Source organism: Prolinoborus fasciculus (assembly GCF_056724605.1).
Genome location: NZ_JBWZQN010000037.1, coordinates 22,516 through 33,434 on the forward strand (window position 1 = coordinate 22,516; position 10,919 = coordinate 33,434).

Sequence of the window (10,919 nt, forward strand, 5' to 3'; positions counted from 1 at the left end):
AACACAACCTCTACAATTAAATCTAGGCAATTGAACCTTTGTCACCTATGATCAAATACATCCATTCATAGTTGGTTTCAAGGAATCTCGCATGGCAAAAACGGCTAGCACACCCGGTCGTCGCTTTATGAAACTTGCCGGAATGACCGCAAGTATTGCAGGTAAAACCCTCTCCAATTCCATTAAAAATTTAACTGCTGATGAAGAGCAGAAAAATACTGCGCGCAGCAAACTATTTCAAGATATTGGGGTACAGATTGCAGATACCTTGGGAGAGATGAAAGGCGCAGTCATGAAAGTCGGCCAGATTGCCTCGCAATATAAAGACGTTTTCCCGCCCGAAGTCGCCAAAGCCATTGCCAAGTTACAACGTCAGGCACCACCCATGCCATTTAAAGAAATTCAGGCACAGGTAGAAAAAGAATTGGGTAAACCTTTACAGCAACTTTTCCAGCAGTTTGATGAACAGCCATTTGCCGCGGCCTCGATTGGTCAGGTGCATAAAGCCACTCTACCGAATGGCCAGCAAGTTGTAGTCAAGGTGCAATATCCTGGTGTGGATGAAGCCTGCGAAAGCGACCTGAAGCAAGTTCGTCTGGCACTGCGCATGATGGGCGTATTAAAGATTGATCGTAAACTTCAAGATCAATTATTTAAAGAAATTCAGCACAGTCTGGACAATGAGTTGAACTATGAAATTGAAGCCCAGAATCTGGAAATCGCCCGTGCCTTCCATGAATCTCTGGACAATAAAATTGTGATTCCGAAAGTGTTTCATGAGTATTCATCGCGACATATTTTAACTTTGAGCCAGGAACTTGGTGAAAGTATCGAAACTGCCAGCACTTGGCCACTCGAAACCAGAAATGCTTTAGGTCGCCGCCTATTCCGCGCCATTGGCCAAGAAATTTTTTATCTGAAACGCTTTCACTGTGATCCACATCCGGGCAACTTTGCCTTCCGTGAGGATGGCTCTGTGATTGTTTATGATTATGGTGGCGTTAAAACCTTATCGACTGAAGTGATTGGACATTTTAGGGAACTGATCCATGCTGCACGCGAGAAGAATATTCCCGTGATCGAGCAACAGCTGGATGCGCTGCATTCCTTGACTGAAACTGGAAAATTCCCGAAAGAATTATATGAACAGTGGCTGGAAGTGCTCATGCGTCCTCTGGTCACTGACTATGATTTTGCCGAAAACTCAGCGCATCATGATGGGATGGAGTTGCTGAAACCTTCGTTGAAATATTGGGATGTATTTAAGCCCTCTCCTGATACCTTGATGGTGAATCGCACAATTTCAGGACAATACTGGAACCTGATTCATCTCAAAGTACATGATGATTTAAGTGATGTATTTGAAGAACTGGTACCGAGTCGAAGCTAAGTTGAGACGATAGGCTTACACGCTGTAACCCTAGATTACTTGAAATATCAAATGTTACATTATAACATTTAATCAAGAATCATGAGGAAGTTAGATATGCGTTCAGATATCCACCCTGAGTATCGTGAAGTGTTATTCCATGATACCAATGCCGATGCCTATTTCGTGATTGGCAGCACGATGAACTCGAGTCAAACCAAAGAATATCAAGGTAAAACATATCCTTATGTAACACTAGATATTTCAAGTGCATCACATCCTTTCTATACGGGTGAGCAACGTCAGACCAGCAATGAAGGACGTGTGGCAAGCTTTAACAAACGTTTTGGGCGTTTTAAACGGGGTTAAAACCGAAAAACCTCGGTTATCTTAAGATTTAAATCGCGGTTTATGTCAGGAAATGACCTCCAATTTCCTGACTTTTTTATGCGTTTATTTTAACTCTATGCCAACACGAGTGAAGTGAAATAAAAGCCCAGTGCCAGAACAATAATGCCGACAATTAAGCTGGATAATGCATATAACAGCGCTAGGCCCATAGCACCTTGTTTCAATAACAAAAAGCTTTCCAGACCGAAGCTGGAAAATGTGGTAAAGCCACCGAGAATTCCCACCATTAAAAACAGACGCGCTTCTTGTTGGAGTGCTGGATATTTCTGGCTACAGGCAAAAAAAATTCCGGCACATAAGCAGCCTAAAATATTGATCCACCAGGTGGGCCAAGGAAATTGCATTTGCGGTTTGAACAGCCAAAGTCCTGCTGCATAACGCAGACTAGCACCGATTGCCCCACCCATTGCCACCCAAAGCCAGCCCATATTTTTTTCCTGTTCTATTTATTGATCAAGTTTATTTTATCCAAAGTTTCATATTGAGCATGGATAAATTTCACTGTTATCTTGAACCGAAAATCAATGAAATACCATGGAACTTCGCAAGAAAATTGCTATATTTATCGCATCGAATTTTCATGAATGGCACAGGAAAAATAGCATGGCACAGGATTTATTGGCCCAGTTGGCAGCAGGCGAAGTAAAATTTGCAGATGTGATTGCCTATATCGAATCGCGCTATATGCATACACCAACTGCATTTAAAAATGGCCAGCAGAATAATGCGGCCACAGAAAACCAGGGCAGCGCTAAAGTCTTTTCTTTTGCACAATTGAATGGTCTGGATCAGACACAGACCTTAAGCCTGTTTGCCGAACATTATGCTTCTGTACTCGCGACGCCAGAGGCGACTGATCATCAGAATATCCGCCAGTTTATGCTCAATGGCTGGGATGGAATTACCTTTGAAGGTCAGGCTTTAACTGCGAAGTAAGTCCTAAGCAGATAAAAAACCGCTCAAAGGAGCGGTTTTTTTATGCAACTCAGAAGTGTATAGGATGCCTGTTTTAGCTTTTACCGACTTTTTCAATCCATTTAATGGAACTGACACGGAAAACCTCACAAGCACCATCACCCGTATCGGTCGGAGTTAAGGACGATTTCCAGACCAGATCTTTATCACGCACTTCAACCAGCTCCCCTTGCATACGTACCAGATCGCCACGCTTTACCTTTTTAATTTCCTTGGCAATTTCAGGATTGGCAGGAATGATATGCATATTGGACACCATCTGCTTGGCTTGTTCTACCGGCACTGGCACCCGATCCATTTTCCAGTTCAAATAGCGGTCATATTGATTGACCGTGATATGTCGAGCAATTTCAGGTTCGGCAAACAGCCCCCAACTGACAGCATAATCAATCGGAGAGAATTTGGCTTGCGGGTCAGAACTATAAACCTTGGAACCCAGAATACGAAAATCACCTTTAAAAGGCTGCAAGACCGAAATTGACTGGCCTTTAACGACAGGAGGCAAACCTTTGGCAATATTGTGGTCGACCGAGCTATAGCCCGAAATAGGCAGCAACAGGCTGGCCAGCAAAGCATAATGTTTAACGTATTTGAACATAATTTTTAATCTAATCCTAATCAAGTTGATCAAACGTTTTAAGGATATCTTCCTTGATCTTACGGATTTTTTAATGAATAAACAGTTGAACTTGGTAACAAACTGCACGTATTTAGTCAGCTCGATATATGCCTGTCATTTTATTTTTCAGTTAAGCTAGAACGTATTTCCATCAAATTAAAATAACTCAAATGCTGTATAAACTTTATCAACAACATATCTTTCCGCATCTGCTGAATCAGGTGATGCAAACACCATCCTTGATGGACTTGCGTCGTGAACTACTTTTGGATATTTCCGGTGAAGTACTGGAAATTGGTTTTGGTACCGGCCTTAATCTGCCTTTTTATCAATCGGTTGATAAGGTCTATGCACTAGAACCAAACCCGACGATCTTCAAACTGGCAGAATCACGAATTCAACAGGCCGCTTTTCAGGTCGAACATATTCAGGCCAGTGCAGAAGCTTTACCTTTTGCCGAAAATAGTCTGGAAAATATTGTATCTACCTGGACGCTTTGTAGTATTGCAGAGCTGGAACAGAGCCTGCAGGAAATTTATCGTGTGCTACAACCGGGTGGGACTTTACATGTGGTCGAACATGTTCTGAATCGACAAAATTTAAATATTCAGCGTCTACAACATTTACTCACTCCCATTCAAAAGAAAGTCGCAGATGGCTGTCATCTGAATCGGGATATTGAGACCGCCTTGCTGGAAACCGGTTTTGAAATAGAAACTTTAAATTATGTAGATGCGGAAGGTATACCCAAGATTGGCCAACGTATGTTGTTAGCACGTGTTCGTAAACTAGGAAGCTAATTTACGACCATCTTATATTTAGTGTGGCTGAAGGTGGGTTACTTGCAGCAACTGACAATGAGCACGATATTCAGAGCCCGTCCCGACCCGGAATTCTTGTCCAGTCGTGCCTGAATGAACTGTCACCAGATCACCAGTGAGCGTGATTTTCTGCCCCGATTTTAGCCGGCGAATCTGATCGGCAATTTTTTCAGTGGCAGCAATCAGACTAAAATACTGTACATGCGTATTGACGAAGTCACGCTCCGCTTTATTGGTTTGTCCTTCGAGCTGATAGCAGCGTTTTGCTTCATCAAACTCCAGTTTTGCCTGTATAGCGGGCAGCGGTTGAGTCAGCAACAGCACATCAATATTACTCAGATAGGCCAGATCATTAAAATGCCCCACCACAGGGCTGGCCTGATGCAGCACCCGACGATCAGGTTTTACGAAACGGTGATCATGCACAATATAAGTCGCGGAAATGCGCTTAACGGGTTCTACTTTAAAGTTTTTAAGTACGCCCTTTTCTTGCAGATGCGGAATGGCACGAAAAAATTCATTCCACACCCAGAGTCCTAGCATAAACAGCAGCGCAGTGATCAGTAATTTTTGCATAATTTTTTATTCTTCACTGGATTTTGGTCAATCCTGAAAATCAATCCGAATGGTTTCAAAACGTACCCGCCCTTCCTGAACCGCACAGGCAATGGCTTGCTGGCCTTTGGTCAGACGTGCTCCGCCACTTTTAATGTCAATCAAAACCACTTCAATATCTTCAGCGTCGCCTTCGCCATCACGAAAATCGGTATAACCATCAAAGACCACATAATCCACCGGATCACCCAAAAACTTGGCATCACTCGGCAGATATTGAAATTCCGGCATGATCGGCGCGAGCTGTTCCGCCATTTTTCCTTTGAGAACTGCACGGCTGGTATTCACGCTGCGTTTTTGCGCGGCAATGAGGGACTGCTGATGCTCTAGTTCCAGCTCGGCAATATACTGCTCATATTCGGCCTTGATCCGTCCATTGCGCGTCTGACTTAAAATAATAGTGGTCAATACCACCCCGATACATGCGCCAATCAACATGGCCATCCATATGGACATTCAATCTTCCTAATTTGCCTGATTTTTATAGCATCGCATTCGACTGAAGTTGAGGAATTCGGCCATTTGCATACTTGAAAAGAATGATATGCTAGGCCGGAACAGAATAAAATCACCTTGAGTCATGAAAACAATTTTAGTTGCGAATCAGAAAGGCGGTTGTGGCAAAACCATGACAGCCATTAGTTTGGCGTCAGCACTCGCACAAAAGGGTTATAAGGTGGCATTGGCCGATGCCGACAACCAGAAATCAACATTGCAATGGCTCAAGCATCGTCCGGCACAGGCAGCGCAGATCCAAAGTCTGGACTGGCGCAATAGCAAGTCCATTGGTGATGCGCCGAAACAGATCGAATACCTGATTATTGATGCACCAGGTGCTTTGACCGATGATCATGCCGAACAGCTGATCAGTGAAGCACATGCGATTATCATCCCGATCCAGCCTTCTTTTTTTGATATCGATTCGACCCGCCGTTTTCTCAAACATTTGCAGGACATCAAACGCATCCGTAAGGGCAAGGTTGAAATTTTACTTTTGGCCAATCGCACCAAAGCAAATGCAGCCAGCAATCAGGACATACAGCAGTTTTTTGACAAGATCGACCAGCAGCCAGTGGCCTGGATTTCGGAACGTGCCCCTTATAGCCGACTGGCTATGGAAGGCCTGTCCGTCTTTGATAAACCTCAGAAAATCTATCGGGAGCTGCAGGCTCAATGGCAACCGGTACTGAATGCCATTATTGATGATCCGAGTCAGTGGTTTTGAGTCAATCATCTGAATCGCGGTGTAGCTTTGGGAAAATAATCTCGCTACTTGGCTAGCTATCATTTTCGATCGCTTTTTTTTCAGTTAATATGCCTGAACACGACCTAAAAAATGAGTCATTAAATTCAGTGCAACAGTACGCGCCTACATTACAAAAAGTCTTATTATTTGGATTGTTCTTTATCCTAATTTTTTTGAGTTTTCATATACTCAAGTATTTCATCATTCCTGTAGTTTGGGCAGCCATTATTGCCTATATGACTTGGCCCTTGTATCAATCGGTGTTACGCCTATGCGGCAATCGACCGACATTAAGTGCAACCGTAATGATCTTGGCCGTGATTCTGGTCTTTGGTCTGCCGTTTATTTTCGCCATTTTCATGCTGCAGCACGAAGGTCGTAACCTGTATTTTGAATTGCAGCGACAGGTCTTTTCCGGTCACCTGAATGTCCCTGATTTTATTCGCGGGCTTCCGATTGTCGGCAAGGAAATTACCCGAACCTTAAATGAAATTAACACTGATCCGCAGAGTATTGCACTGTCGATATCGACCTGGATTCAAGGCCATCTGAATTACGGCAAAGTGGTGTTGAATGAAGTTAGTAAAAACATCTTTAAATTATGTTTTGCGATACTTTCGCTGTTTTTCTTCTACCGTGATGGTCAGACCATTTTAAATCAGGTGCGTAAAGCCTTTGAAATGGTGGTCGGTCCACGTGTACATCATTATTTTTCCACCATTTCTGCGACTACACGTGCCGTAGTATATGGCGTCGGTTTGACCGCAATTGCACAATCCTTATTGGCTGGTCTGAGCTATTTTGTTGCAGGTGTGCCGAATCCGATGGTTTTAACCATTGTGACCTTTATTTTTGCCCTGATTCCCTTTGGTCCGCCCCTCGCCTATAGTGCGGTGGCGCTATGGCTGTTTTCACAAGGACAAACCATTGAGGCTATCGGGGTCATGGTGTGGGGTGTCTGTATTGTCAGTACTGCCGATAACGTGATTCGTCCACTGGTAATTTCTGGTGCAACCCAGATTCCATTCCTGCTGATCATGTTTGGAGTCTTGGGTGGTATTGCCAGTTTTGGTCTGGTCGGAGTGTTTATTGGCCCGGTGATTCTGGCTGTGCTGCTTGCAATCTGGCGTGAATGGTTACATGAAAGTAATCTGAATGAACCTTTGATGATGCCTAAAGCCACCATGGCACATGAGATTGATCCAGAAACCAAGAACACACCGCCCAAAGCGCCTTAAAGCATAGAGAGAATTGACTTAAACAAAACAAAACATTTAAGTACTGATTCTATATAGAGCTTCTGATCTTGCTCTGTTTAAATGAACTCACAAAACAGAATAAAGATCAGGATGCCAAAATCATGTCTTCATTGTTTAAAATTACGACACTTTGCGCGTTAAGCGCCGCACTTTTTACCGGTTGTGCATCAACCTCTCCATCAAATGAAGTGGTCAGAGCAGTAACTGTGAATGCTGTAACTGCTCAAGGTGTGGGCCAAGAGATTGGTACCGTATTACTCAGTGACAGCCCAGCCGGTCTGGTTATTCGTACCAACCTGAAACAACTTCCTGCGGGTGAACGTGGTTTCCATATTCATGAAAATGGTTCATGCGCACCTGCCATGAAAGACGGCAAGATGGGCGCAGCACTGGCTGCAGGTAGCCATTACAATCCAAATCAGGCTCCACATCACGGTACACCAGTGACCGGTCATCTCGGTGATTTACCCGCATTGAAAGTCAATACTGACGGAACTGCACGTGTGACCCTGCTTGCGCCACGTCTGAAATTGGCTGATGTTCAGGGTCGTGCGATTATGGTTCATGCCGGTGGCGATAACTATTCCGACAACCCATTACCCTTGGGCGGCGGCGGTGAACGTATTGCCTGTGGTGTGATCTAAACACCTTCATGCCAATGACTAAATAGAAAAAACGGGCACTATGCTCGTTTTTTTCATGGATTTTTCTTTTATTTTGGCGTCTAAATTGCATTCAGAACTTTGCGTTTTTACTTTCCGGATCCTGTCCTTGTGAATGCTGCCCGACCTGCGACTGCTACTTTTGTTAAAATTATAAAACCTGTCCTGCTGCCCTTTCAGTCCAGTGCGCTGATGACTTATTGCCTGCAGATCCTGCTGGTGTTTTTAGGTACCACTTTCGGTCTGAAATTTCTGGGTTATGAGTTCTTGATCGTTCCAGTAACGTTAGGGGCAATTGCCACGGCACTGACTGATTTTGATGACCGGCTAAGCCTGCGTTTGCGCAACCTGTTACTGGTCATCATTCTGTTTTTTAGTGTCAGCAGCATTCTGGAATTTCTTGCTCCGCATAAATTCTGGTTTGCACTGTGGCTATCCCTGTCGAGTGCGCTGTTTATTCTAATGGGTGCCTTAGGCCAACGTTATGCCACAATTTCATTTGGCACCATTTTACTGTCAATCTATACCATGTTCGGCCTGGGCGAATATCAGCACTGGTATGAACAGCCACTTTATTTTGTCATTGGGGCGCTATGGTACGGCCTGACGTCTATTCTATTTTTTCTGCTGCGTCCTACTTTGCAGGTTCAGGAAAATCTCGCACAAAGCTTGCAGCACATGTCAGATTTACTGCTGAGTAAAGCCAAACTGTTTGATCCGGATCAGCATCCAAATGTTGAAAACCTGCTCTATGAGTTGTCACTTAAAAATACTTTAGTCATTCAGAGTTTTAACCGCAGCAAAGATTCACTATTGACTCGACTCAAAGCTTCGCGTGCCAATCGCAATACCATTTACTGGCTGAATCTGTATTTTCTGATGCAGGATATTCATGAACAGGCCACGGCCAATTATTTACATTATGAACAGATCGAACAGCATTTTAGCCGCACTGACCTGATTTTCCGGATTCAGAAAAATATCCGTCTGCAAGCCCTTGCCTGTCAACATTTGGCAGAATGTGTATTGCGCAATGAAAAATTTTATCTGTCTGCAGATGATGAACAGGCATTAAAACATTTACAGGAATCGATGCAGGACTGGATTGCCCAACACCCACAGAATATTGAAGTTAAAAATTTACAGCTTATTCTGGCCAATCTGCTGAGTGTACATGAGCAGTTACAACACCTGCATGATCAACAGGCACTGTATAAGCCACGCTATCAGCAGCATTTTGATGACCTGAGCCTGTTTGATGATGATATTCGCGATAGCACAGATCTCTGGCTGAAACTCAAACCGCACTTGAGTTCACAATCGGCACTCTTTCGGCATGCGGTGCGGATTGCCATTGTGTTTCTAGTCGGCTATGCCATTTCATTATTGCCCTTTGCAAAAAATGGCTACTGGATTTTACTGACCAGCCTGTTTGTCTGTCAGATCAGTTATTTTGCCACCAAAAGCCGGCTCAAATTGCGGACCCTAGGAACATTATTGGGGGTCATGCTGGGTGTTCCCATTCTGTATTTTGTACCAAGTGTCGAAGGTCAGTTACTCCTGACAGTAATTTTTGGTGTCGGTTTTTTCTATCTACGTTCCAAAAAATATGCCATGGCCACTCTCATGGCGACATTGATGGTACTCCTGATCTTCAACCTGAAAGGTGCCGGTTACGCGATCATTTTGCCACGTATCATTGATACCCTCATAGGCTGTCTGATTGCCTGGATGGCAGTAAGCTGGATCTGGCCTGACTGGAATTTTCGCAATATTTCCAGCAATATTAAAAAATCATCGCTTGCTACACTGGACTATTTTGCTGCAGTGGTCGAGCAATATCAAAACGGTAAAGATAACAGTATTGCTTACAGGACTGCACGGCGTCTGGCCCACAATGCACAGATTGATTTATCCAGCATGATTTCAAGCCTGAGTACCGAACCGAATCCAGATCCGCAACTGGTCAAAAGTGCCTTTCGCTATCTGGTTTATAGCCATAGCCAGCTCAGCTATATTGCAGCATTGGGGAGTCACCGTGAGCAGGTTACTGATGCACAAATTCTGGTTTTAATGCGCTGGTGTCAGCAAACCTTAACTGGGGTATTGCTGCAACAACAGCCTTTAGCTACCTACGACATCGATCATAAACTGGCAGAAATTCAACGCTTAAGTACCCAGGAAAACCAGTCAGCACATCTGCTTTTGGTGCTGAAACAGATCAGTTTATTGCTGGAAACCTTACCGGAATTACTAAAATTACGTCATGAATTACTAGGTGCCGAGATTAAATAACCAACTGCCTTACTTGGTTATAACTTATTAAAAATATTGAATATATTTTTATTATTAAGATTCAATATTCAGGTGATATTCGGTACACTCAAAACCAATTCGGTTAAATCAATATGTATTATGAACATCAAAACTTTGCGTCTGGTCGGTTTGCTTGAAGGGATTTCATTCCTGCTGCTGTTATTTATCGCGATGCCAGTGAAATATATGATGGATAATCCGATTCTGGTCAAATATGTCGGTATGGGTCATGGGGTACTGTTTGTGCTGTTTCTGGTGGTGTTATTCGCAGTATGTGAAAAACAGAAATGGTCTCTCAGCATGTTTGTGATGGGTTTAATCGCTTCGATTCTGCCTTTCGGTCCATTCCTGTTTGATATGAAATTGAAGAAGCTGGAACAGCCCGCTGAAGCTTAATTGTAGAATCCTAATATAATTAGATCAGTCAAAAGAAAATTTTCTCTCCCTTTGGGAGAGAGTTAGAGAGAGGGAACTTATTAAATACTTAACCTCACCCTAGCCCTCTCCTAAAAGGCATAGGTATCTACACATCTATGAGATACCTAATGCCATTGTGGCTATCTCATTGAGTTCATCTATTGAATATTCCGAGAGCAGTTGAAGAGTGTTCAGTAAAATCGAAAGCC

At 43.5% G+C, this 10,919-nt stretch carries 13 protein-coding genes; 9 read left to right on the forward strand and 4 right to left on the reverse strand.

Annotated elements, in window-relative coordinates; translation table 11 throughout:
• Positions 1-91 precede the first annotated feature (91 nt).
• Positions 92-1,390 (forward strand): ABC1 kinase family protein, encoded by a 1,299-nt coding sequence (locus AC1P5O_RS09990; protein WP_004732340.1) that lies wholly within the window; start codon positions 92-94, stop codon positions 1,388-1,390.
• A gap of 96 nt (positions 1,391-1,486) precedes the next feature.
• On the forward strand, positions 1,487-1,738 hold the full coding sequence (locus AC1P5O_RS09995; RefSeq protein WP_004732342.1) for a type B 50S ribosomal protein L31: 252 nt from the start codon (positions 1,487-1,489) through the stop codon (positions 1,736-1,738).
• A 95-nt stretch (positions 1,739-1,833) separates the two neighbouring features.
• Here AC1P5O_RS09995 and crcB read toward each other — a convergent pair whose 3' ends face one another.
• Positions 1,834-2,208: a fluoride efflux transporter CrcB gene (gene crcB / locus AC1P5O_RS10000; protein ID WP_004732345.1), complete on the reverse strand. Its 375-nt coding sequence runs from the start codon at positions 2,206-2,208 to the stop codon at positions 1,834-1,836.
• Positions 2,209-2,383: 175 nt separating this feature from the next.
• Here crcB and AC1P5O_RS10005 point away from each other — a divergent pair, with 175 nt between their 5' ends.
• Positions 2,384-2,716 (forward strand): HopJ type III effector protein, encoded by a 333-nt coding sequence (locus tag AC1P5O_RS10005; RefSeq protein WP_004732347.1) that lies wholly within the window; start codon positions 2,384-2,386, stop codon positions 2,714-2,716.
• 73 nt (positions 2,717-2,789) lie between these two features.
• Here the strand turns inward: AC1P5O_RS10005 and AC1P5O_RS10010 are convergent, their stop codons facing one another.
• Positions 2,790-3,353, reverse strand: coding sequence for a hypothetical protein (locus AC1P5O_RS10010; RefSeq protein WP_004732349.1), 564 nt, complete (start codon positions 3,351-3,353; stop codon positions 2,790-2,792).
• A gap of 191 nt (positions 3,354-3,544) precedes the next feature.
• Here AC1P5O_RS10010 and AC1P5O_RS10015 point away from each other — a divergent pair, with 191 nt between their 5' ends.
• Positions 3,545-4,174, forward strand: coding sequence for a class I SAM-dependent methyltransferase (locus AC1P5O_RS10015; RefSeq protein WP_004732352.1), 630 nt, complete (start codon positions 3,545-3,547; stop codon positions 4,172-4,174).
• 18 nt (positions 4,175-4,192) lie between these two features.
• Here AC1P5O_RS10015 and AC1P5O_RS10020 read toward each other — a convergent pair whose 3' ends face one another.
• Positions 4,193-4,771: a hypothetical protein gene (locus AC1P5O_RS10020; RefSeq protein WP_004732353.1), complete on the reverse strand. Its 579-nt coding sequence runs from the start codon at positions 4,769-4,771 to the stop codon at positions 4,193-4,195.
• A gap of 27 nt (positions 4,772-4,798) precedes the next feature.
• Positions 4,799-5,266 (reverse strand): Holliday junction resolvase-like protein, encoded by a 468-nt coding sequence (locus tag AC1P5O_RS10025; RefSeq protein ID WP_004732355.1) that lies wholly within the window; start codon positions 5,264-5,266, stop codon positions 4,799-4,801.
• A gap of 124 nt (positions 5,267-5,390) precedes the next feature.
• Here AC1P5O_RS10025 and AC1P5O_RS10030 point away from each other — a divergent pair, with 124 nt between their 5' ends.
• The 5 genes from AC1P5O_RS10030 to AC1P5O_RS10050 all read left to right on the forward strand — a co-directional run bounded on the left by AC1P5O_RS10030 (position 5,391) and on the right by AC1P5O_RS10050 (position 10,689).
• Positions 5,391-6,035, forward strand: a complete 645-nt coding sequence (locus AC1P5O_RS10030; protein ID WP_004281566.1) for a ParA family protein — start codon at positions 5,391-5,393, stop codon at positions 6,033-6,035.
• An 89-nt stretch (positions 6,036-6,124) separates the two neighbouring features.
• On the forward strand, positions 6,125-7,294 hold the full coding sequence (locus AC1P5O_RS10035) for an AI-2E family transporter (protein WP_004732356.1): 1,170 nt from the start codon (positions 6,125-6,127) through the stop codon (positions 7,292-7,294).
• Between the two features lie 122 nt (positions 7,295-7,416).
• Complete coding sequence (gene sodC / locus AC1P5O_RS10040) at positions 7,417-7,959, forward strand: superoxide dismutase family protein (protein ID WP_004732359.1); 543 nt, start codon at positions 7,417-7,419, stop codon at positions 7,957-7,959.
• A gap of 99 nt (positions 7,960-8,058) precedes the next feature.
• Positions 8,059-10,272 (forward strand): YccS family putative transporter, encoded by a 2,214-nt coding sequence (gene yccS / locus AC1P5O_RS10045; RefSeq protein WP_211100807.1) that lies wholly within the window; start codon positions 8,059-8,061, stop codon positions 10,270-10,272.
• Positions 10,273-10,392: 120 nt separating this feature from the next.
• Positions 10,393-10,689, forward strand: coding sequence for a DUF3817 domain-containing protein (locus tag AC1P5O_RS10050; protein ID WP_004645001.1), 297 nt, complete (start codon positions 10,393-10,395; stop codon positions 10,687-10,689).
• The last annotated feature ends 230 nt before the right edge of the window (positions 10,690-10,919 follow it).

What these genes read in the sequence shown, in the direction of transcription:
- AC1P5O_RS09990 (WP_004732340.1), top strand. Translation starts at nt 92, where the DNA reads ATGGCAAAAACGGCTAGCACACCCGGTCGTCGCTTTATGAAACTTGCC.
- AC1P5O_RS10005 (WP_004732347.1), top strand. Translation starts at nt 2,384, where the DNA reads ATGGCACAGGATTTATTGGCCCAGTTGGCAGCAGGCGAAGTAAAATTT.
- AC1P5O_RS10015 (WP_004732352.1), top strand. Translation starts at nt 3,545, where the DNA reads ATGCTGTATAAACTTTATCAACAACATATCTTTCCGCATCTGCTGAAT.
- AC1P5O_RS10025 (WP_004732355.1), bottom strand. Translation starts at nt 5,266, where the DNA reads ATGTCCATATGGATGGCCATGTTGATTGGCGCATGTATCGGGGTGGTA.
- AC1P5O_RS10020 (WP_004732353.1), bottom strand. Translation starts at nt 4,771, where the DNA reads ATGCAAAAATTACTGATCACTGCGCTGCTGTTTATGCTAGGACTCTGG.
- AC1P5O_RS10030 (WP_004281566.1), top strand. Translation starts at nt 5,391, where the DNA reads ATGAAAACAATTTTAGTTGCGAATCAGAAAGGCGGTTGTGGCAAAACC.
- crcB (WP_004732345.1), bottom strand. Translation starts at nt 2,208, where the DNA reads ATGGGCTGGCTTTGGGTGGCAATGGGTGGGGCAATCGGTGCTAGTCTG.
- AC1P5O_RS09995 (WP_004732342.1), top strand. Translation starts at nt 1,487, where the DNA reads ATGCGTTCAGATATCCACCCTGAGTATCGTGAAGTGTTATTCCATGAT.
- AC1P5O_RS10035 (WP_004732356.1), top strand. Translation starts at nt 6,125, where the DNA reads ATGCCTGAACACGACCTAAAAAATGAGTCATTAAATTCAGTGCAACAG.
- sodC (WP_004732359.1), top strand. Translation starts at nt 7,417, where the DNA reads ATGTCTTCATTGTTTAAAATTACGACACTTTGCGCGTTAAGCGCCGCA.
- AC1P5O_RS10010 (WP_004732349.1), bottom strand. Translation starts at nt 3,353, where the DNA reads ATGTTCAAATACGTTAAACATTATGCTTTGCTGGCCAGCCTGTTGCTG.
- AC1P5O_RS10050 (WP_004645001.1), top strand. Translation starts at nt 10,393, where the DNA reads ATGAACATCAAAACTTTGCGTCTGGTCGGTTTGCTTGAAGGGATTTCA.